This window comes from Streptomyces sp. NBC_01622, from assembly GCF_045209635.1.
In the GTDB taxonomy this organism is placed as follows: domain Bacteria; phylum Actinomycetota; class Actinomycetes; order Streptomycetales; family Streptomycetaceae; genus Streptomyces.
Genome location: NZ_CP109293.1, coordinates 10,120,365 through 10,142,054, shown reverse-complemented (window position 1 = coordinate 10,142,054; position 21,690 = coordinate 10,120,365). Strand labels below are relative to the sequence as shown.

Here is a 21,690-nt window from a genome sequence, read left to right as displayed (position 1 = left end):
CCAGCTCAAGCCCTATACGCAGATGACAAAATAAGGCGACCTTGTCGATTGACAAGGTCGCCTTCAAAACGCTCGATGCTCGCTTCGCGCGCCCTGGGGGGCGCGCCCGTGCTGCTGTCAGTCCGCAGGTACCGCCACCAGCTCCAGCCGACCTCCGGCCATCGCCACCACGGCGGACACGAAGGCCTGGAGGCAGGTGTGTTCGGCCTCCTCGTCCGGGAGCGCGAGGTGTTGCTGTGTGAGCCCGTCGAAACCGGCGAGGAAGAATCGCGCGATGGTGTCCACGGGCTGGGCGAGGGGTTGGCCGGTTCGCTCGGCCGCCTCCGTGATCAGTCGCGCGGTCACCTCGGTCCACCCCCGGTAGTGGGTTTCGAGGGCCTCTTTCAGAGCGGGCGAGCGGAGCGCGAACATGGTCAGTTCCGCCAGGAGTTGATGGCTCGCGGGCTGCTCCCGCACCGTCCGCCACAGCGCGGCGGCCAACACGCTCGCCGTCTCCTCGAAACCGCCGTCGGTCGGCGCCGCCCGCTCGACCTGGGCCACCAGATCCTGCGTGAGCTGGTCCATGACCGCTCGGTACAGTCCTTCCTTGGTGCCGAAGGTGTAGTGCACGGTGGCCTGGGCGACCCCCAGCTCGGCGGCGATGGCCCGTGTGCTGCCGGCCGCGACCCCTTCCCTCGTCATGAGGTCGATGGCCGCTTTGATCAGCTGGGGGCGGCGCTCGGCCGCGGACACGTGAGCCATGACACCAGTGTAGCGACTGAGTCCTACGAACAAGTCGTCCGAACAAGTCGGTCCTCGCCCGGCTGGACGCCGGCGGCCGTGGCGCGGCCGCTGAGGTCCCGTCCCTGGCCGCGCGGGTCAGTTCCGGCAGGACAGCGGGTGCATACGTTTCCTCCACCACCCGTGAATCGGGACGACCGAGGAGGCAGGCTCGTGACGGAAAGCCAGTTGGACACGTGTGTGATCGGGGCGGGGCCCGCCGGGCTGGCGGTCGCCAGGGCACTGACCGAGCGGAAGCTGCCGTACACGCATCTGGAGCGGCACACCGGGGTCGGCGGGATCTGGGACATCGAGAATCCGGGCGGGCCGATGTACGAGTCGGCGCACTTCATCTCCAGCCGGACCCTGTCCGGCTTCAGCGGCTTCCCCATGCCCGATCACTTCGCGGACTACCCGCCGCACCGGCAGGTCCTGTCGTATCTGCGGTCCTTCGCCGACGCCTACGGGCTGACGGACCGGATCGAGTTCGGCGTCGGGGTCGAGAGCGTCGAGAAGAACGCGGACGGCACCTGGACGGTCGTCCGGACCGACGGGCGCGAGAGCCTGCACGGGCAGGTCGTGGTGTGCACGGGCTCCCAGTGGCACCCCAACATCCCTGACATCCCCGGGGAGTTCAGCGGCGAGGTCCGGCACACGGTCGGCTATCGCAGCGCGGAGGAGCTGCGGGGCCGGCGGGTGCTGGTCGTGGGTGCGGGGAACTCGGGCTGTGACATCGCGTGCGACGCGGCCCGGGCGGCGGACCGTGCGGTGATCAGCATGCGGCGCGGGTACTGGTTCATCCCCAAGCATCTGTTCGGGCGGCCGGTGGACACCATCGCCAGCAGCGGTCCGCATCTGCCGATGTGGCTGGCGCAGCGGGTTTTCGGCGGTCTGCTGCGGATCATCAACGGCGATCCGACACGGCTGGGGCTGCAGAAGCCGGACCACAAGCTGTTCGAGACGCACCCGGCCATCAACTCGATGCTGATCCACCACCTCCAGCACGGCGACATCACCGCCCGGCCCGGCATCGCCCGCGCCGAGGGCAGCACCGTGCACTTCGCGGACGGCACGAGCGACGACTTCGACCTGATCCTGTTGGCCACCGGCTTCGTCCACAAAGTCCCGGTCGCGCAGCGGTACTTCGGCGACGAACAGCATCCCGACCTGTATCTGTCGTCGTTCTCGCGCCAGCACCAGGGCCTGTTCGGCATCGGGTTCGTCGAGACCAACGCCGGGGCGTACCAACTCTTCGACATGCAGGCGCAGTTGATCGCCGGGTATCTGCACGACGCGCGTCACGGTCTGGCCAACGCGGAGCGGTTCACCCAGATGATCCGCGCCGACCGGCCGGATCTGTCCGGCGGGCTGAAGTTCGTCGCCTCGCCCCGGCACACCGGTTACGTCGACAGCGGGGCGTTCGTGAAGTACCTCGGCCGGGTGGCCCGGCAGATGGGCTGGCGCACCGAGGGCCAGGCGCCGCCGGTGCGGTCCCCGCGACGGGTGGAGACGGCGGCATGAGGCGGTTCGACTTCACCGACAAGGTCGTGCTGGTGACAGGTGGCGCGGGCGGTATCGGCAGTGCGCTGTGCCGGCGCTTCGCGGCGGGCGGCGCGCGCTGTGTCGTCGTCGACATCGACGGGGTCCGTGCCGAGAAGGTGGCCGCCGCACTGCCGGGTGCCGGGCACGCGGGCATCGGCTGCGATCTGACCCAACGCGCCCAGCTGGAGGGGCTGTTCGAGCGGGTCGCCGAGGTCCACGGCCGGCTCGACGTACTGGTGAACAACGTGGGCATGACCAGCTCGGAGCGCTTCGACGCGCGCAGCGTCGAGAGCATCGAGCAGGAGATCACCCTCAACCTGACCTCCCCGCTGGTCGCCACCCGGATCGCGATCCCCCTGCTGAAGGCCTCGCGGGACGCCCGGGTGGTCACCACGGTCTCCCTGGGCGGGATCTTCCCGCTGGGCGAGACCCCGATCTACACGGCGTCCAAGTTCGGGCTGCGCGGCGCGATGCTCGCCATCGGCCTGGATCTGCGCGGCAGGGGCATCCTCGCCGGGTCGGTGCTGCCCTCGGCGACGGACACCCGGATGCTGCGCCAGGAGGCCGTGGACGGCGGCAACTCGATGCAGTTCCAGGACCGGCCGCAGCAGCCAGCGAACGTCGTCGCGGCCGTGGTGAGCCTGCTGGACAGGCCACGCCTTGAGGCCTACCCCCGGTCCGGCGAGTCGCGTCTGGTCCGGTGCGCGATGCTCGTACCGAACCTGCTGCCCAGGATCTTCCCCCTGTTCCGCAAGCGCGGCGACCGCGGCATGGCCCGCTATCTGGAGGAGCTCCGCCGTCGCGGACTGGCCCGACAGACCGACGGGCGCTGGGAGTTGGTGGAGGAGGCATGACCAGGAACGAGACGCTGACCGTCGTCGACCCGGCCACCGGCGAGCCGCTCACCACCCTGCCCGCCGCGAGCGCCGACGACGTCACCAAGGCCGCCGAACAGGCCCGACTCACCTACGACTCCGGGGTGTGGTCGCGGCTGCCGGTCCGCGAGCGGAGCGCCGTACTGCTGCGGCTGGCCGACCTGATGGAACGGGACGCCGAACTCCTCGCCCGGCTGGACAGCGAGGACGCGGGCAAGCCGATCACGGAGTGCCGTACGGGGGACGTGCCGGGGGCGGTCGAGTCGATCCGCTGGTTCGCGGAGGCCGCCGACAAGGTCTTCGGCCGGGTCGCGCCGGGCGGGGCCGACGCGCTCGGTCTCGTCAGCCGCGAGCCGGTCGGTGTCGGCGCGGCGATCCTCCCGTGGAACTACCCGCTGGCGATGGCCAGTTGGAAGGTCGGTCCCGCGCTGGCCGCCGGCAACTGTCTCCTCGTCAAGCCCGCCGAGGCGACCCCGCGCTCGGCCCTCCGTCTCGCCGCCCTCGCCACCGAGGCCGGCCTGCCCGACGGCGTGCTCACGGTACTGCCCGGCTACGGCGAGGAGGCCGGCGCCGCCCTCGCCCACGACCCCCTCGTCCGGGCGCTCTCCTTCACCGGCTCCACCGCCACCGGCCGCCGCATCCTCAGGGCAGCCGCCGACAGCAACTTCAAACGCGTCTCCCTGGAGATGGGCGGCAAGAGCCCCCAGGTGCTGATGGCCGACGCGCTCTCCTACGGCGACGAGCTGATCGGCGACATGATCGAGGCCGCGTTCCTGACCATGGGGCAGAACTGCACCGCGGGTTCAAGGGTGTTGGTGCACCGGAGCATCGCCGAGGAGGTCGTGGAGCGGTTCACCGCGGCGGCACGTGACCTCGTCGTCGGCGATCCGGCCGACCCGCGTACCCAGCAGGGGCCGCTCATCGACCGCGCCGCCTTCGACCGGGTCGCGGGCGCCGTCGACGCCGCCCGCGCGGCCGGAGCCCAGATCCACACGGCGGGACTCCCCCACGGGCTCCCCGCGCGCGGCTCCTACTACCCGCCCACCGTGATCACCCGCGCCCCCGTCGAAAGCGACGTACTCACAAGGGAGTTGTTCGGTCCCGTGGTCACCGTCGAGACCTTCGCCTCCGAGGAGGAGGCGGTACGGATGGCGAACGCCACCGAGTACGGGCTCGCCGCCTCCGTGTGGACCCGCGATCTCGACACCGCGCTGCGGCTGGCCCGTGGCATCGAGGCGGGCGTGGTCTCCGTCAACGCCTACAGCGAGGGGGACATCACCACCCCGTTCGGCGGCTGGAAGCAGTCCGGGTTCGGCGGCGCGGAGAAGTCGACGAACGCCTTCGACCAGTGGACGCGGGAGAAGACGGTCTGGATCCGCACCCGTTGACCGGTCATTCGCGGTGCGCAGCCGCCCTGAGCAGCTGCTCCCGCAACTGGACCGGGGAGGTGCCGTGCCAGCGGCGTACCGCGCGGCGCAGGGCGCGTTCGTCGGAGAAGCCCGCCCGGTGGGCGATGTCACGCAGGGTCGACTCCGGGCGCAGCAGCAGCTGTTCGACGCGTTCCCGGCGTACGCCTTCGGCCAGTGCCTCGTAGGTGGTGCCGCAGTCGGCCAGCCGACGGCGCAGCGTCCGCTCGCTGGTCGCGTGCCGTCGTGCCTGTTCACCGAAGGACGGGATCACCGGGAGACTCTGCGCGACGGACACCTCCAGCACTTCGAGGAGGTCCTGTTGCCCGGTGCGGGAGGCGAGTTGGGCGTCGAGTGTCTCCAGGGTCGAGGCGTACGTCACCGGATCCCGGCCGGGCATCGGGGCGCGGGCCCACGCGGGGTCGATGACGATACGGTCGGCCGGGGCACGGAAGCGGACCGGGCAGCCGAACAGGGCGCCGTACAGGTCGTGTTGACGGGGTGGCGGGGCGGAGAACTCCACCACGCGCGGGGCGAAGTCCGGGCCGATGGCCAGTCGGGACACGGTGACCACGGAGGCGAGCCCCTCCTCGATGAGGAAGGAGGCCACGCTCGGGTCGACGGCGGGATCGGGGAGGTCGGCACGCAGGACGAAGGCGCCGTCCTCGTCCACGCCGGTCGACCACACGGTCATCGCGCCGGAGATGTTCTGGTACTTCACACCGGTCTCGATGGCGTGGCGCAGTGTGTCGGCGGCCAGCAGCGCGAAGCCGAGCAGGCCCCACGCGGTGAGGTGCTGCGCCGCGCCGACCCTCAGGCCCAGTCGCTCGTCCCCGGTGAGCTCCACCGCACGCCGGATCACCGCGCTGCCCTGCCGGTACGACACCCGTAGCGCGGCGGACCGCATGAGCGTCTCGTCCAGGCCGACCTGGCTCAGCAGGGGCCGTAGGTCGATGCCGCGCTCGTCGGCGACGGTGACGAGATAGCGCAGGATGTTCGGCTGGATCGTCGCCGATGTGCTGCGGCTGGTCCCGTGCGGGTCCGCCGGGGCAGGGTCGGGGAACATCGCACTCACCTCCTCGTGGGCGACCACCGTAAGCACCCGGGCCTCACCGGTCGAAGTCGCTGGCCGCCGAGGTCCCCTCAACGGCCCCCGGCGTCCTGCGTCCGTCCCGCACCGCCCGACTACGGTCTGTGCATGTCAGTCAGCGCTCCAGACCGGGCGGAGAGCGGGCGTCGCGCCGCCAGGGCGGGCGCCCGGAGGGTGGCGACGCTCGCGTTCGCCGCTCAGGGTGTGTCCGTCGCCGCCGTGTACACGACCGTCCCCGCGGTCACCGAGCACCAGGGGCTGTCCACGCTCCTGACGACCACCACGCTGGTCGCGGTCGCCCTGGCAGCCGGGTTCGGCAGCTTTCTCGGGCTGGTCGCGGTCCGTGTCACCGGTCCGGTCGCCACGATGCGCGGCGCCCTGCTCACGGCCGCGCTGGCGCTCACCCTGATCGGACGGGCGCCCGGTCCGCAGACCGCCGTCTGCGCGTACGTCCTCTTCGGTCTCGCGGTGGGCGGCCTCGACGTCGGGATCAACACCCGGGCCGCCGCGATCGAACATGCCTACGGCCGTAGCGTCTTCGGCTCCTTCTACACGGCGTGGAGCGTGGGCGGTGTGCTCGCGGCCCTGCTCACCGCCGGGGCGGCCCGTCTCGACCGGCCCGTGGGCGACGGCCTTGCCGTGCAGGCGGGCATCCTGCTGCTCGTCGCCGGCTGTCTGCGCACGCACGTCCTTCCCTCCTCCCAAGAGCCGTCGGTGCAACCGCCGTTGGGGCGTCGGCTGTGGCTGCGACTGCTCCCCTTCGGGCTGGTCCTGCTCGTCGTCTACGTCGTGGACTCGACGGTCTCCGCCTGGTCGGCGGTCTATCTGCGGCAGACCCTCGCCGCGTCCCTCACGGTCGCGCCGATGGCGTACGCGGCGTACCAGGCCGGCACGGTCGTCGGCCGCGCGAGCGTGGACCGGCTGGTGCAGCGGGTCGGGACCGTCGCCGTCGTCCGCACGGCAGCCCTGGTGGTGGCGGCTGCTCTGGCGGGCATGGCCATGGCTCCGGGCTGGCCGTTCGCCGTGCTCGCGGCCGGGGTGGTGGGCCTGGGGGCGTCGGTTCTGGCCCCGCTGTGTCTGGCCTCCGCCGCGCGGCTGCGCCCGGCCGCCTCGGAAGCGGTCCTGGCCCGGCTGAACCTCTTCAACTACGCGGGCGTCGTCACCGGTGGCGCGGTGAGCGGACTGCTCGGTTCCACCGGCGAGTTCCGGCTCGCGTACGCAGCACCGGCAGCCCTGGCGCTGCTCGTCCTGGCCGGGGCCCGGCACTTCACCCGGCCGCTGGGGACATCGGGGGCGTAGGAGACAAGCCAGGCGATGGGCGGGACATGGCCAGTCCATGGGCAGGCGGCAATCGGTCGTTCAACCGGCTCGCCGACACCCTGAGCATGCCCGAGCAACACGAGTACCTCCGCCGCGCCTTCTCCCGTCGCGGTCTGCTGCGCGGTGGCGCGGTCGCCGCCACCGGTGCCGCCCTCGCGGGCGCGGGGGGGGTGTCGCGGCCGCGGCGACGCCCACGCTGGTGCCGGCGTCCACCACGTCCACCGTGCACGGTTCGCTGGTGGCGCCGTTCGGCCGGCACCTGGCCTACGGCGCCGATCCCCGGACCCAGATGCGTGTGTCGTGGCAGGTGCCGCTGCCGGTGAGCAAGCCGTTCCTGCGGATCGGCAGAAGTCCCCTCGACCTGAGCCACCGGATACCGGCGGAGGTGCGTGACCTGTTCACACCGTCCGGGATCGGCAGGAGCGCCGACATCGACCAGTACTACGTGCACGCGGCGCTGGACAACCTGAGCCCCGACACGACGTACTACTACGGCGTCGGCCACGACGGCTTCGACCCCGCCGACCCGGGCGCGGCGCACACCATCTACTCCTTCACCACCGCGCCCCGTACGCACAGCACCCGGCCGTTCACGTTCACCGCCTTCGGTGACCACCAGAACCCGAGTTACACCTCGATCGGCCTCAACGCCCTTGTCCAGGCGCAGAGTCCGGCGTTCCATCTGCGCAGATCGAGCCGCTCTCCAGCCGGGTGCCGTGGATGGTGGCGTTCGGCAACCACGACATGGAGTCGTGGTACTCCCCCAACGGGTACGGCGGCAACGAGGCACGGTTCACCCTGCCCGGCAACGGTTTTGACGCCACGTCAGCTCCCGGCGTCTACTCCTTCGTCCACGGCAACGTGGGCGTGGTCTCGGTCGACGCGAACGACGTGTCGTACGAGATCCCCGCCAACATCGGCTACACCGGCGGCAAGCAGACAGCCTGGCTCGACAAGCGGCTCGGCGAGCTGCGGGCCCGTACGGATACGTGACGGCGGGCGCGGGCGGCGAGAGCGTGTACAGCTTCCCGGTGGCCGACAGCTACGAGGGCCACGAGGACGCGATCGACTCGGTGCCGACGTACTGGACAGGCAAGGACGGCAAGGTCACCGAGAACGTCGACTGGTCCCGGGCCCGCTACACCGGCTACTCGTTCATCCGCGTCGACGTCGCCCCCGCAGCACCGGGCCGTACGACGACCCTCACGGTCCGGGCGCCGGCCGCGACCGGCGCCGAGGTGGACCGCTTCACGGTCTCCCGCAAGGTGAGGAAGTCCGGGCACGGCTACTAGGACGACAACACGGAGCGGCGGCCACCGGCGTGGTGCCGGTGACCGCCGTCCGCAGGCGCCGTCTCAACTCGCCCTGGCGAGCAGGGCCTTGGCGTGGCGGCGGGGTTCCAGGGCCGCCGCCACGAGGTAGCTGCCACCGCCCGCGAGGGCGAGCACCCAGTACAGGGGCGCGCCGTGGAGGAAGAGCGCGGCGGAGGAGGTGAGGGCGAGCCAGGTGCCGAGTATGTACTGGAGCCGGTCGCGGTAGACGGCGCCCCCGGCGAGGTACAGGAGCCCCACGACGAGCCCGGACGCCGTGGGCCACATCAGGGTGTGCACCTTCTGCTCGTCGAGGGCCGCGCTGAGCGCGGTGATGATCAGGAACAGGGCGCCGAAGCCGATCGGCCAGGACGCGGCGAGCAGGTTCCCGGCCAGCGCGTCGGGGCCGCGGACTCCGCGCAGCGCCTTGGAGGTGACGACGCCGGTGACGACCACGCCCACGAGCAGGCCCACGACGAGCAGCGAGACCGGTAGCGCGGACGGCAGGTCGACGACGGGATCGTCGCCGTGGGTGAGCGCGTTCACGCCGTGCCCGACGAGCCAGGCGAGGCCGAAACTGACGTACGACAGACGGTTGTCGAGGACGACGCTCACTGCGGACCGCTGCTGGCTGTAGGTGGTGTGGGACATGGTGGCCTCCGTCAAGTGCTGTACAGGGGAAGTGTGTTGGGGGATCTCAGGGGTCGCGTCGGTTGGTGAGGATGAAGGCGGGGACGAGGACGACGGCCGCGTACACCAGGCACAGCACCAGCGCGGTGAGCGGAGTGGTCACGCCGTCGACGTGTTTGACCACGATCAGGGAGCGGCCGACTCCGGTGAACGAGTAGGCGGCGACGCTGTCCTGGAGGGACTGCGGTACCAGGGACGGCAGGATGCCCATGATCACGAAGACCACCGCCATCAATACGGACAGGGCGCCCTGTGTGTGCCGGATCAACGCGCCGAGCGCGAAGCCGAACATCCCGATGAACACCATGTACAAGGCGGCTCCGAACACGGCCCGCAGGACGCCCGGGTCGCCCAGCGAGACACCCAGCCCCGTGGGGAGAGCGGCCTGTCCGACGAGGAACGTGACCAGCGAGATCACCGTGCCCGAGACCGCGAACACCACTGCGAGCAGGCCCGCCTTGACCGCGATCACCCGACTGCGCGACGGCACCGCGGCGAAGGTCGTACGGATCAGTCCGGTGCCGTACTCGGGAGAGATGGCCAGCACACCGAGGACGCCGAAGGCGAACTGCACGATGGCCGTGCCCGTCAGGGTGTCGAGGGCGTCGTAGGACGGGTTGCCGAGTTGATCGGAGCTCGTGTTCATGCCGATGAGCAGACCGGTCAGCGGCATCAGGACGAGGGCGGCGCCCAGCGCCCACCAGGTCGAGCGTACCGAGCGGAGTTTGAGCCACTCCGAGGCGATCACGTCACGCATCACACTGTCTCCTTCGCCCGGTACTCGACGGCGTCGTCGGTGAGGGCCATGTACGCGTCCTCCAACGTCGAGCGCTGGATGGACAGTTCGGTGAGTGGGATACCGCGGTGGTGGGCGAGCATGCCCGCCTCCTGGGGAGTCGTGCCGCGGACGGCGAGCGCGTCGTCGGCGCGGGTCTCGACCCGGGCCTCGATGGCCTCCAGGGCGGCGGCCAGTTCGCCGCGTCGCGCGGGGAGGGTGCGGATGGTCAGGTGGGTGCCCGCGGCGGAGTCGATGAGGTCCGTGAGCGGCTTGTCCGCGATGAGCCGGCCTCGGCCGACGATGACCAGGTGGTCGGCGGTGTACTGCATCTCGCTCATCAGGTGCGAGGAGACGAAGACCGTACGGCCCCGCGCGGCGAGGTCCCGCATGAGGGTGCGGATCCAGTGCACGCCCTCGGGGTCGAGGCCGTTCACCGGCTCGTCGAAAATGAGGAGTTGGGGGTCGCCGAGGAGGGTGGCGGCGATGCCGAGCCGCTGCTTCATACCGAGGGAGAAGCCGCCCACCCGGCGTCCGGCGACACTCGACAGCCCGACCTCGTCGAGAACGGCGTCCACGCGGGCGGCGCCGATGCCGTTCGAGAGGGCGATGGCCCGCAGGTGGCTGCGTGCCGAGCGGCCGGGGTGGAAGGCGGAGGCGTCCAGCAGTGCGCCGACCGTGTGCAGGGGTCGGGTCAGCGAGGCGTAGGGCCGGCCGTCGATGAGCGCGGTGCCGGACGTCGGGCGGTCCAGGCCGAGCAGCATGCGCAAAGTGGTCGACTTTCCGGCGCCGTTGGGGCCCAGGAAGCCCGTGACCTGCCCGGCGCGCACGGTGAAGGACAGGTCGTTGACGGCGGCCTTCTCTCCGTAGCGTTTGGTGAGTCCGATTGCTTCGATCACGGTGGGCTCCTCCTATGGGCGAGATGAGGCGAGGGGTGGCACGGCGTGACGCACACACAAAACGCATGTTGTTGCGCGACACATCGACGCTTCCGTTATAGAGCGTAACTGTCACGACTGTATCTAGCAAGATGCTCCTGGAGATGCCCCGGGGCGAAACGCGAAAGAGCCCTGCCGGCGATGGCCGACAGGGCTCGAAAGAGCTGGTCAGTGGTGCTGCGCCCGCGAGGGCGAGGGTGTCAGCGGAGCTGGAAGGCGTCCGCCAGGATCGTCGTCTGCACGTCGAGCAGCGTGGCGGGGTCGTGCCCCATGCCGGTGAACTGGCCCGCGGTCTCCAGGCCCACGGTGCCGTGGATCTGCGGCCAGGCCATGATGGCGCCGGTCAGCGCGACGGCCGCCGCCGGGTCGGCTGGGTCCCGGCCCGTCCACTGCGCGACCCACGCCGTCACGTCCCGCTCCTCGCGCAGCCAGACCTGGAACTCCGCCAGCAGCGGGTCGAGACCGGCCAGCGGCCGGCCCTCCGCGAAGACCGGCAGGAACGGCCCGAGGACGGACCGGGCCCGCAACACGGTCTCGGGCGGAGTGGTGAAGCCCGCCACCGGGGTGCCCTGGACGAGCAGGTAGAGATGCGGATTCACCACCGCCCACGCCCGATAGGCCCTCGTCAGGGCATGCAGCGCCGCGCGTCCGCCGCCTTCGATGTCCACCGCGTGGACGGTCTCGGCGGCATCCGTGTAGGCGTCGAGGACCAGCTCGGCAAGCAGGTCGTCCCGGCTCGCGTAGTAGCGGTAGAGCGCCGGGCCCGACATCCCGATCTCCTTGGCGATCCGCAGCAGGGCCACGCTCTCGACACCACCGGCGGCGAGCTGGCGTACGGCCACTTCCTTGATCTCCGAGCGGGTCTGCTCCCGGTACCGCTCCCGCGGACTGCGCGCCTGGGTTGCCATGCCCCATCCTCCTGGGATCGTCACTAATGTTCGCTACATGCAATAACTAACGAGGTACACAGTAGCGCCCATCGGCCACGACCGGCACGGCCGTGACCGACAGAGGAGGTCACCGTGACGACACGCATCCCCACGCCCCGGGAGCGCTTCAGGGAACAGACACGGTCGGAGATCAAGGAGCTCGCGCTGCGACAACTCGCGTCCGGCGAATCGTCCGGGCTCAGACCCACCCTGGGGCCCGGCAGCACCGCCTCGCCCTCGCCTACCGGTCCTGGGCGATGCGCCGGCCGCACCTCCGCCGGCTCATCCAGGGCACGCCGCTCCCGGGCCGCACCGTCACACCGGGCATGTCCGACGGAGCCCGAAAATCACCTGTCCATGGGGTGAGCGTTTCTCGCCCTCCCGCACAGTGACGCTCCGCCTTCCTGGCTGTGGTCTGCATTTCCCTCAGGGCTGTTACCTCGTTGACAGGTGACGCGGCGTGCATCACTCTGGCGACGTCACCACACAGAACGGTGACACGGCCCACCGATGAGGAATCCTTGCCGTGCAAGATCAGAACGAGTACCTGTACTTCCTGCGGCGCGCCTTCGACGGCATGCTCGGCGTGCTGGAGGAGCTGGGCGACGACCTGGGGAACACCCGCCCGCCGCTGCCCGGCGCGAACTCCGTCTACGCGATCGCGTACCACTGTGCGGCGGTCGCCGACTACTGGACCGGCCATGTCGTCGCGGGGCGCGAGGTCGACCGTGACCGCGCCGCCGAGTTCACGGCCACGGGGCGCGCCGCCGACCTGCGCAAGCAGGTCGACGCGCTGTGCGAGCAGTTGGCGGCCGATCTCGCTCCGGTCACCCCCACTTCGGTGCCGCGCAACACGCCGCCCGCCGAATTCGAGGGACCGGACCGCCCCCTGAGCGTGGCGGGCGTGCAACTGCACGTCCTCGAAGAACTCGCCCAGCACCACGGCCAGATACAGATCACCCGCGATCTGCTGAAGCAGGGAGCTTCCTCATGAGCGCCGACACGAGCACCGACGTGAGCACCGGGACGCCACGGCTGCCCGGCTTCGACGACCTGGACCGGGACCGGCTGCGCGCCCGCTCCAGTGTGAAGTGGCACCGACCGGCGCCGGACGTACTGCCCGCCTGGGTGGCCGACATGGACTTCCCGGTCCCGCCGGCCGTGACCGACGCGCTGCGCGCCGCCGTCGAGCGACGCGACCTCGGCTACCCGGACTGGCCCGACGGCAGCCCGCTGCGCACCGCCTTCGCCCGGCGGATGACCGACCGCTACGGCTGGACGGCGCACGCGGACCGGGTACGCGAGCAGACCGACCTGATCCAGTGCCTCCAACTCGTCCTCCACCTGGCGACGGGCCCGGGCGACGCGGTCGCGATCCAGACCCCCAACTACCCGCCGTTCCTTGCCACGTTGACGACCATGGGGCGCGTCGCCGTGCCCGTCCCGATGGAGGACACGGACGAGGGGTGGCGGATGGACTTCGCAGCGCTGGACGCCGCGGTCTCCCGGTCGGGCTGCAAGGTCCTGGTGCTGGTGAACCCGCACAACCCGACGGGCCGCGTCCTGACCCGCGCCGAGTTGGAGGAGACCGCCGCCATCGCCCGGCGGCACGACCTGCTGGTCGTCAGCGACGAGATCCACGCCGAACTGGTCCACGCCCCGCACCGGCACATCCCCTTCGCGAGCCTCTCTCCCGACGCGGCCCGCAGGACCGTGACACTGACGTCCGCCACCAAGTCGTTCAACCTCGCCGCGATCCGCTGCGCCGTCACGCACTACGGCCCGGACCGGCTCCTCGCGCTGCGCGACGCCCAACCCCCGGACCTGTACGGCACGGTGTCCCCGCTCGGGGTGGTCGCGACCGAGGCCGCGTGGCGGGACGGCGACGCATGGCAGCGTGACCTGCTGACCGTCCTGGACCGCAACCGCCGCCGGGTGCAGCAGGTGCTGCACACCCGACTGCCGCACCTGCGCCACCACTTGCCGGAGGCGACCTACCTCGCCTGGATCGACGCCCGCCCGCTGGGGCTCGAACAACCGCCCGTGGAACGGGTCCTGGAGACCGGCGGCGTCCTCCTCGACGGCGGCAGCCCCTTCGGACCCGGCGCCGACGGCTTCCTACGGCTCAACTTCGCCACGTCCCATGCCGTGTTGGAGGACATCCTGACCGGCCTCACCCGGGCCCTCGCGCTCGCCCCGCAGCAGCCCCGGAAGGAATACGCGCCGTGAACCACCCGGCCACGAAGACCGCCGTCGTCCCCGAGTCCCACGCGTCGGACTTCCCGCCGGACTGCCGGTGGAGCTTGACGCCGGGTCACTCCCCGGACCGCTCCTTCTTCCGCTGCCGGTAGCTGGCCGCCTTGTGTTTGTTGCCGCACTCCGCCATTCCGCACCAGCGCCGGGCGCCGGAGCGGGACAGGTCCACGAAGAGGCGCGTGCACTCGTCGTTGGCGCACTCCTTCATCCGGGAGAACTGGGGCGAACCCACCAGGTCCACGGCGTCCCGGCCGACCGCGCCCAGCACCTCGTCCACGCCACCGGTGCGCGACACCCGCCCCGACGCGTCGAGTTGGTGCCTGGGCAGCGGAAGACGAGCCGCTTCGTTCACCTCCGCGACTGCTTCCTCGACGGCACTGTCCGGGCTGTCGCCCAGGGGCCAGTTGCGGACCAGCGTGTAGGCGTCCTCGCGCAGCCGACGGACCCGCTCCAGCGCCCGGGCGTCCACGGCACCGGGATCGTCCACGAGCCCCGCCGCGCCGATCCAGCGCCGCAGGTCGTCCGGAGAGCCCAGCAGTTCGGTACGGAGACTGCGGCGCCACAGCCTGGTGCCCGCCAGGTCGAGACACAGTCGCCCGCTCACAAAAACGAACTCATCCACGTGTCCATATTGACAGGTGACGCAACCACTGTCCAGGGCCGGGGAACAAGGCTCATTCCCTGCTCACAGACCCGCACGTCTTGATTTCATCACTCCATTGACAGGTGCCCAACGGGAGAGACTCCGTTCCGGACTCTGTCAGACCTGCGGAGCCACGAAAACACGAGCGCGACGACTTCCCTTTCGGTCCCCGGGCCACGAATCTGCGGACACTTCCGATATCGGCATCGGGAATGCCGCGAATCCCTTGCACAGAAGGTGCGGAGATGTGCGCGCGGGATATGCCCAACCCCTCGGCTGCGATATATTTCACGCCCCAACTGCCGTTGCCCGTAGGCGTTTTACCCTGCCCCCCGCCCTCCGCGAATTCCTTTCGCCGTGGGCGGGGGCCGCCCGTTTCCCCTCCGTGATACGCCTCACCGAAAGCCCTCCACTCCGTGGCCATGACCCTGCACGAGGACCGGCCGCCCGCCGGTCGCCATGCAGCCGTTCCGTCCGGCAGCCTTTTCCGACGGATCTACGCACCCCGCACCAGTGACGCCCTGGCGTTCTCGATGTCGACGTACGCCATGCCGCTCCTCGTCCTGGCGATCACCCGGTCCCCGTCGCTGACGGGTCTGGCGTTCGCGCTGGAGTGGACGCCCCGGATCGCCGCGTTCGTACTGGCCGGCAATGTCGTGGACCGGCGCGGCGCGGCCATCGTGTGCTTCCTGGCCTCGCTGTTGCGGTCCCTGGTGCTGGCCGGGGCGGCGGTCACGCTGGCCGTGCTGCCACGCGGCACCGCGGAGACGGTGACCGTGCTGGTGCTGGCCGCGGTGACCGGCACGCTCACCCAGTTCAGCTTCGTCGCCAACGAGGCGGTGGGCGCGATCGTGACCCGGCGGGCCCAACACCGGCCGCACGGAGTGCAGTCGGTCCTCATCGGCATCGACCAGACCGCCATGCTGGTCGGTCCCCTGCTCGCGGGCTTCCTGCTGCTGGTGGGACCCGGCTGGATGCTCGGGTGTCTGACCGCGCTGTCCCTGCTGGCCGCCGTGCTCGGTCTGCAGACCCCGCCCACCCCGCTGCGCTCCGCGCGACCGGACGGCGAGCGGACACCGGGCGGGCTGCGGACCGGGCTGCGCATGCTGCGCAGACTGCCCGCGCTGCGCTGGCTGGTGGCCGGTCTGGCCTGCTCCAATCTCGCGCTCGGACTGCTCCAGTCGGCCAGCCCCGTGATCGTGGTGGAGAACTTCGGCCGCTCCTCCGCCGATGTCGGCACCCTGTGGTCCGCCGCCGCCGCGGCGACCCTGCTGGCGGTCACCTGCTGCCGGCTGGCGCTGAGCCGGCTCGACCTGTGGGGTGTTGGGGTGGTGTGCGCGACCTTCGCTTCGGCGGCCTGCCTGGCTCTCCCGCAGGCCCCGTCCTACGCCGCCTACACGGTCCTCGTCGCGCTGTTCATGGCGGGCGACGGCGGCCTCACCGTCGTACTGCGCACCCTGCGCTCCCTGGTCATCCCGGCCACGGCCTTCGGCACTACGCTCTCCCTGACCATGCTGCTCCTGCTGCTGCCGTTCCCGGTGGCCGGCATCCTCGTCGCCCTCACCCCGCCTGCCCACCTCGGCACGGCCGTCCTGTGCTGCGCCGCCGTCCAGGCGGTCGCCCTGGCCATCACCTTCGTACGACTGCGCAACGAACCCACGCTGCGCGCGACCGCCGACCGGCCGCCGAGGGCCGCCCTCTCCAACGAGCCGTCGGCGAGGCCGCGTTGACCGGCAGCGCCCGCCGCTAATTCGGTTGAACGTGCGCCGGGCGGGTGTGCAGGCTTGCGCGGTGCCGACCGACCTGAACCCGAGGACCCTGAGCTGGGACGAGGTGGACCCGGCCCGTCATCCCTTCGACAGCGGGTCCGCGGCGCGGGTGGTCCGCTCCCTCGGACCGGCCCGCCAAGTACCGGTCCGCCCGAACCTCCCCTACGGCGACCCCGACCTGCGCGACTGGAACCGGACCGTGGCCGGGCCCTGGGCCGACGCCATGTCGTACGCCCTCGATGAGCGCTACGGCGGCTGGGCCGTGGGCTGGCGGTGGGCGCACGACGAGGGCGACTTCGACGGCGGGCCGGTCGGGAGCTGGTGCTGTCCTTCGCACTCGGTGGACACCCCGGAGGCGACCCTGGACCGGGTGGTCGCCGGGCTGTGCGAGTGGCGGAACTGGCTTGAGCAGCTGGCCAGTTGGTTCGAGGCGTATCCGCTGGACCTGTCCGCCCTGACGGACCAGCGGATCCTGTGGGAGTCCACCGCCCGGAACCTGATTCTGCACGTGACCGACCGCACCGGCGCCGGCAGCGGCTGGTACGGGCACTGCGATCAGGTCCTCACCTGGTTCCTCGCCAGCCGGCACGTCGACCCCGAGGCGGCGCAGCGGCTGGTCACGCAGGCCGTCGGCGGACGGTTCCAGAGCTGGACGGCACCCGACCGGGTACTGCTCGACGACATAGCGGAACGGATCGCGGAATCCCTGCGGCCCGAGGACGTCGTAGGGGCGGCCGCCCTCGGGCCCCTGCCCGACCATCTGCGGAGGTGGCTCGCGGTGCGTGCGGCCACGGCGTGGGAGGACGTGCCGGACGGTGGTGGGGACGAGCCGGTGGTCCCGTCGCGGGACGGGGCCGCGGAGAGCGTACGTACCTTCGACAGCGCCGTGGACACCGCGCGCGGGGAGGGACTGCTCGCCGCTCTGGAACTGGTGCGGGCCGAAGCGGCGCGCGGTGCCGCGCTCGACTTCGAGCTGCTGCGCGGCTGGCAGCAGTACGTCCTCGGCACACCCCGACCCCCGTCGTTCCGCACCCTGCCCGCCTTCGCCAAGAGCGGCAGGGAGCGCTACGGCATCGGCCCCGACACCCGTCAACTCCTGGACGCCTGCCTGGCCGAGAGCGCGCGGGACAGCGAACGCCCCCTTCCGCTGACGGCCCGTGCCGCCCGCGCCTGTCTCGACGTGTGCTTCTTCCATCCCTTCGACGACGGCAACGCCCGCTCCGCCTTCCTCGCCCTCGTCTTCGTCCTCGCCCGCGAGGGCGTCGCGCTGGACAGGGTCTCCCTGATCCGCCGCTTCAGCTTGGCGGCCGACGATCCGAAGAGCGGGCTGATCATGGCCCGTTCCGTCGACTGTCATCTCAGGGAGACACGGAGCCGCGCCCGCGAACAATCGCACTGACCCAATCGCCGGCCACTTCTCTATGCCGGTCGGTGAATTGCACAGGGTTTTCGAAGAGGAAGAGCGAGGTGTCGCCGACGAAATCCTCAATCGCGGATTCATGCACAGGTCGGCTCCTCGATCGGGTCGGGCCCGTCCCACCGCGTCGCCATCCCGTTAACGCAGTACCGATGCCGTCGGAGGACCGGCACCGTAGCTTCGGCCCGAGGTGGCACGATTTCGTCCGGGCCAAACGAGGACCCCCACGTCGCGGCACCCCCGGCACCCGTCGCGGCGCCCCCCGGCACAAGGAGTCCATCGCGCCATGACCTCCTCCCAAGCATCCGCCTTACTGGCCGGCCTCGCCGTCGTCATCGTCGCGGCAGCCCTGTTCGGCGCGCTCGCGCGCAGACTCGGGCAGCCCCCGGTCGTCGGCGAGATCCTGGCCGGCGTCCTGCTCGGCCCCACCCTGTTCGACGGCGCCGTCTCGCACGCGCTGCTGCCGAACGGCATCCGGCCGTTCCTGACCGCCCTGGCCGATGTCGGGGTCGCCGTCTTCATGTTCCTGGTGGGCCTGGAGTTCGACCGCGGCATGGTGCGCGGCACCGGCCGGATCGCCGCCTCCGTCTCGCTGGCCTCACTGCTGCTGCCGTGCGGCCTGGGCATGGCGCTCGGCTCGTACCTCCTGCGCGACCATCCCAGCCCCAACCATCTGGGCTTCGTCCTCTTCATGGGCGCCGCCATGTCCATCACCGCGTTCCCGGTGCTGGCCCGGATCCTCACCGACCGGAACCTGGACCACACCCCGCTGGGCGCACTGGCGCTGTGCTGCGCCGCCCTCGCCGACGTACTGGCCTGGTCGCTGCTGGCCGTGGTGGTGGCCATCGTCGCGCCGGGCGGCAACCCCGAACGGGCGCTGCTGTTCCTGCCGTTTCTGCTGCTGATGCGCTACCCCGTACGGTGGCTGCTGGGGCGGCTGTTGAAGCGGCCGGGGGTTGTCGCACAGCCGACCGCGGTGCTGCTGGCCACGGCGTTCGCCGGGCTGCTGGTGTCGGGGGCGGCCACCGAGTGGATGGGGCTGCACTTCATCTTCGGGGCGTTCCTGTTCGGGGCGGTCGTCCCGCGCTCGGGGTCGGAGCGGCTGCGGGCCGATCTGCACGAACGGGTCGGGCCGGTGAACAACGTGCTGCTGCTCCCGGTGTTCTTCCTGGTCGCCGGTCTCCAGGTGGACCTGTCCCGACTCGACTGGTCCGACCTCGGGCAGTTGGCGCTGATCCTGCTGGTGGCGGTGGGCGGCAAGCTCGCCGGCGCGTACGCGGGCGCCTACGCCAACGGGTTGGACCGGCGCATCTCGTCCGCCCTGGCCGTCCTGATGAACACCCGAGGTCTCACCGAACTGATCATCCTGAGCGTCGGCCGCCAACTCGGCATCCTGGACGAGCGGTTGTACTCGCTGATGGTGGTCATGGCGGTACTGACCACCGCCATGACAGGTCCGCTCCTCCAGGCGATCTACCCCCGCGCCCTCGCCCTGCGGGCGACCCCGCAGGACATGACCCGCAGCCGTCGGGAGCCGGCGGCGTCCTAGGGTGTGGGGCGCATCGCTCTTCCCCCCGACCGCAAGGAGCCCCAGGCCGTGGACATCGAGATACCCGCACTCGTGCGGGACGCCGCCGCCCGGTTCGGGGCCGGTGCTCCCTACGCGCTGAAAGCCGTGGCGGGGCAGCTCGCCGACGACCCGGAGATGGGGGTGCCCTCGCACCTGCCCGGAATCCGTACGGTGCTGGTCGACGGCGAGTTGTTCGAGGACTGTCCCGCACTGACCGTCGGCTACCTCCACGAACCCGACCGGATCGAGATCCGGTACGTCGCCCTGGCTCCGTCCGCCGAACCCTATGACGCGCAAGAGGCGGAGCAGGAACGGGAGTTGCCCGCCGGTCCCGATGTCACCGCGGTCACCGTGCGGGAGGTCGCGGATGCCTGGCGCCGGATCACGCTGTGGCTCCGGGACAACGCGCCCGACTCCTACGCCGCCCTCCGCACCGGCGCCGAACCGGCCGCCGTCGCCGCGCTGGAGAGTGAGCTCGGGGTGCGGATACCGGTCGAGCTGACCGTCCTGTGGCTGCTGAGCGCGGGCGACGACGGGTCCGACGGTCGGGGCTGTCTGCCGGGCAACCGGGCGCTGCTGCCCCTGGACGCGGTGGCCGCCGTACACCGGATGAAGACGGACGCCCAGGCCCACCTGGACACCGCGAACGCCGGTCGTCCCGAGGAGGAGCGGATCACCGTGTGGCGGCCGGGCTGGATTCCGGTCGCCGCGGACAGTCCCGCCGACCGTGTCTCGGGGCTCTACCTGGACACGGAGACCGGCTTCCTCGGGCGGTGGTCGCGCTACGACGACCACGCCGACGACGAGCGCGACACGCTGGTGACCTACCTGGAAGAGATCGCCGACGCGCTCGAAGCCCCGGCCCTCGCGCCCCGGGACGAGCCCGGGCTGATCGGCGGGACGCTGGTGTGGCGCAGCAGCGTCGATCCGGCGCGGGAGGACCGCTGGCAGGCTCTGGCCGCCCTCAGGTCAGAGTGACGTCATGACGTGCTTGATCCGGGTGTAGTCCTCGAAGCCGTAGGCCGAAAGGTCCTTGCCGTAGCCGGACTTCTTGAAGCCGCCGTGCGGCATCTCGGCGACGAGTGCCATGTGGGTGTTGATCCAGACGCAGCCGAAGTCGAGGTTCTTCGACATCCGCATCGCCCGCGCGTGGTCCCTGGTCCACACCGAGGAGGCCAGCGCGTAGTCGACGCCGTTGGCGTAGCGCACGGCCTCGGCCTCGTCGGTGAAGGACTGGACGGTCATGACCGGGCCGAAGACCTCGTTCTGGACGATCTCGTCGTCCTGGCGGAGGCCGGAGACGACGGTCGGGGCGTAGAAGTAGCCCTTGTCGCCGACCCGGTGGCCGCCCGTCTCGATCCTGGCGTGCTCGGGGAGGCGCTCGACGAAGCCGCTGACCTGGGCGAGCTGGCCCGCGTTGTTGAGGGGGCCGTAGAGCACGTCCTCGTCGTCCGGCAGGCCCGTCTTCGTCTCCGCCGCCGCCTTCGCGAGCGCGGCCACGAACTCGTCGTGCACCGACTCGTGGACCAGGACCCGGGTCGCGGCCGTGCAGTCCTGGCCGGCGTTGAAGAAGCCGCCGACGACCAGGTCCTCGACCGCCTTGTCCAGGTCGGCGTCCTCGAAGACCACCGCCGGAGCCTTGCCGCCGAGTTCCAGGTGGACGCGCTTGACGTCCTTCGCCGCGCTCTGGGCGACCTGGATGCCGGCGCGTACCGAGCCGGTGATGGAGGCCATCGCGGGGGTGGGGTGCTCCACCATCAGCCGGCCGGTGTCGCGGTCGCCGCAGACCACGTTGAAGACGCCCTTGGGAACGATCGAGCCGATGATCTCGGCCAGCAGGACGGTGGAGGCCGGGGTGGTGTCCGAGGGCTTGAGGACCACCGCGTTGCCGGCCGCCAGCGCGGGCGCGAACTTCCAAACGGCCATCAGCAGCGGGTAGTTCCAGGGCGCGACCTGTGCGCACACACCGACGGGCTCGCGCCTGATGATCGAGGTCATGCCCTCCATGTACTCGCCTGCCGAACGCCCTTCGAGCATCCGCGCCGCGCCCGCGAAGAAGCGGATCTGGTCGATGGCGGGGGCGAGTTCCTCGCTGCGGGTGAGGTGCAGCGGCTTGCCGGTGTCGCGGCTCTCGACGGCGACCAGTTCGTCGTCCCTCGCCTCCATCGCGTCGGCGATCTTCAACAGCGCGCGCTGCCGTACGGACGGGGTGGTGTCGCGCCAGACGGGGAACGCCGCTGCGGCGGCGGCCATCGCCGCGTCGACGTCGGCCGCCCCGGAGAGCGGGGAGGTCGCGTAGACGTCACCGGTGGTGGGGTCCACCACATCGAGGGTGCGGCCGTCCGAGGCGTCCGCGAACGCACCGTCGATGTAGTTGCGGAAGGTCGTGCTCATGGACGTC

The 21,690-nt window shown here is 71.1% G+C and carries 18 protein-coding genes and 1 pseudogene; 11 read left to right on the top strand and 8 right to left on the bottom strand.

From position 1 onward, the window contains the following. Positions 1-117: 117 nt before the first annotated feature. Entirely contained in the window at positions 118-741 is a 624-nt protein-coding gene (locus OH768_RS46970; protein WP_406463108.1) for a TetR/AcrR family transcriptional regulator, read from the bottom strand. A gap of 192 nt (positions 742-933) precedes the next feature. Between OH768_RS46970 and OH768_RS46965 the strand changes: the two genes are divergently transcribed. From OH768_RS46965 to OH768_RS46955, 3 genes are read left to right on the top strand one after another with little or no spacing between them, the layout of a single operon-like run. Then, positions 934-2,280, top strand: a complete 1,347-nt coding sequence (locus tag OH768_RS46965) for a flavin-containing monooxygenase (protein ID WP_406463106.1) — start codon at positions 934-936, stop codon at positions 2,278-2,280. Further along, positions 2,277-3,155, top strand: a complete 879-nt coding sequence (locus OH768_RS46960; protein ID WP_406463105.1) for an SDR family NAD(P)-dependent oxidoreductase — start codon at positions 2,277-2,279, stop codon at positions 3,153-3,155. Before OH768_RS46965 ends, OH768_RS46960 begins: the two co-directional genes overlap by 4 nt. Next, on the top strand, positions 3,152-4,564 hold the full coding sequence (locus tag OH768_RS46955) for an aldehyde dehydrogenase family protein (RefSeq protein WP_406463103.1): 1,413 nt from the start codon (positions 3,152-3,154) through the stop codon (positions 4,562-4,564). Before OH768_RS46960 ends, OH768_RS46955 begins: the two co-directional genes overlap by 4 nt. A gap of 4 nt (positions 4,565-4,568) precedes the next feature. Here OH768_RS46955 and OH768_RS46950 read toward each other — a convergent pair whose 3' ends face one another. Beyond that, complete coding sequence (locus tag OH768_RS46950) at positions 4,569-5,648, bottom strand: AraC family transcriptional regulator (RefSeq protein ID WP_406463101.1); 1,080 nt, start codon at positions 5,646-5,648, stop codon at positions 4,569-4,571. Between the two features lie 132 nt (positions 5,649-5,780). Here OH768_RS46950 and OH768_RS46945 point away from each other — a divergent pair, with 132 nt between their 5' ends. Continuing rightward, positions 5,781-6,971 (top strand): MFS transporter, encoded by a 1,191-nt coding sequence (locus OH768_RS46945; protein WP_406463099.1) that lies wholly within the window; start codon positions 5,781-5,783, stop codon positions 6,969-6,971. Between the two features lie 26 nt (positions 6,972-6,997). Then, positions 6,998-8,284 (top strand): annotated as a pseudogene (locus OH768_RS46940) (purple acid phosphatase family protein). A 63-nt stretch (positions 8,285-8,347) separates the two neighbouring features. On the opposite strand, the gene OH768_RS46935 reads toward OH768_RS46940, so the two are convergent. The 4 genes from OH768_RS46935 to OH768_RS46920 all read right to left on the bottom strand — a co-directional run bounded on the left by OH768_RS46935 (position 8,348) and on the right by OH768_RS46920 (position 11,613). Next, the gene (locus OH768_RS46935) at positions 8,348-8,953 is read right to left on the bottom strand and encodes an ABC transporter permease (RefSeq protein WP_406463097.1); all 606 of its coding nucleotides are present in this window, start codon (positions 8,951-8,953) and stop codon (positions 8,348-8,350) included. A gap of 46 nt (positions 8,954-8,999) precedes the next feature. After that, complete coding sequence (locus tag OH768_RS46930) at positions 9,000-9,749, bottom strand: ABC transporter permease (RefSeq protein WP_406463096.1); 750 nt, start codon at positions 9,747-9,749, stop codon at positions 9,000-9,002. Further along, the gene (locus OH768_RS46925) at positions 9,749-10,666 is read right to left on the bottom strand and encodes an ABC transporter ATP-binding protein (RefSeq protein WP_406463094.1); all 918 of its coding nucleotides are present in this window, start codon (positions 10,664-10,666) and stop codon (positions 9,749-9,751) included. Before OH768_RS46925 ends, OH768_RS46930 begins: the two co-directional genes overlap by 1 nt. A 239-nt stretch (positions 10,667-10,905) precedes the next feature. Beyond that, complete coding sequence (locus OH768_RS46920; RefSeq protein WP_406463092.1) at positions 10,906-11,613, bottom strand: TetR/AcrR family transcriptional regulator; 708 nt, start codon at positions 11,611-11,613, stop codon at positions 10,906-10,908. A 547-nt stretch (positions 11,614-12,160) separates the two neighbouring features. Here OH768_RS46920 and OH768_RS46915 point away from each other — a divergent pair. Together OH768_RS46915 and OH768_RS46910 are read left to right on the top strand one after the other, a co-directional pair. Continuing rightward, on the top strand, positions 12,161-12,628 hold the full coding sequence (locus OH768_RS46915; protein WP_406463090.1) for a DinB family protein: 468 nt from the start codon (positions 12,161-12,163) through the stop codon (positions 12,626-12,628). Then, the gene (locus OH768_RS46910) at positions 12,625-13,863 is read left to right on the top strand and encodes a MalY/PatB family protein (RefSeq protein WP_406463088.1); all 1,239 of its coding nucleotides are present in this window, start codon (positions 12,625-12,627) and stop codon (positions 13,861-13,863) included. Before OH768_RS46915 ends, OH768_RS46910 begins: the two co-directional genes overlap by 4 nt. An 85-nt stretch (positions 13,864-13,948) precedes the next feature. On the opposite strand, the gene OH768_RS46905 is transcribed toward OH768_RS46910, so the two are convergent. Beyond that, entirely contained in the window at positions 13,949-14,494 is a 546-nt protein-coding gene (locus OH768_RS46905) for a CGNR zinc finger domain-containing protein (protein WP_406463086.1), read from the bottom strand. A 461-nt stretch (positions 14,495-14,955) separates the two neighbouring features. Here OH768_RS46905 and OH768_RS46900 point away from each other — a divergent pair, with 461 nt between their 5' ends. From OH768_RS46900 to OH768_RS46885, 4 genes are all read left to right on the top strand, one after another. Beyond that, positions 14,956-16,263 (top strand): MFS transporter, encoded by a 1,308-nt coding sequence (locus tag OH768_RS46900; protein ID WP_406463085.1) that lies wholly within the window; start codon positions 14,956-14,958, stop codon positions 16,261-16,263. Between the two features lie 61 nt (positions 16,264-16,324). Further along, complete coding sequence (locus OH768_RS46895; RefSeq protein ID WP_406463083.1) at positions 16,325-17,701, top strand: Fic family protein; 1,377 nt, start codon at positions 16,325-16,327, stop codon at positions 17,699-17,701. Between the two features lie 304 nt (positions 17,702-18,005). Continuing rightward, a complete protein-coding gene (locus OH768_RS46890) occupies positions 18,006-19,268 on the top strand; it encodes a cation:proton antiporter (RefSeq protein WP_406463081.1) in 1,263 nt (420 codons plus the stop codon). A gap of 48 nt (positions 19,269-19,316) precedes the next feature. After that, the gene (locus OH768_RS46885) at positions 19,317-20,267 is read left to right on the top strand and encodes a hypothetical protein (protein WP_406463079.1); all 951 of its coding nucleotides are present in this window, start codon (positions 19,317-19,319) and stop codon (positions 20,265-20,267) included. Here OH768_RS46885 and OH768_RS46880 read toward each other — a convergent pair. Beyond that, complete coding sequence (locus OH768_RS46880) at positions 20,259-21,683, bottom strand: gamma-aminobutyraldehyde dehydrogenase (RefSeq protein WP_406463077.1); 1,425 nt, start codon at positions 21,681-21,683, stop codon at positions 20,259-20,261. The two genes, OH768_RS46885 and OH768_RS46880, sit on opposite strands and share 9 nt — an antisense overlap. Between the last annotated feature and the right edge of the window lie 7 nt (positions 21,684-21,690).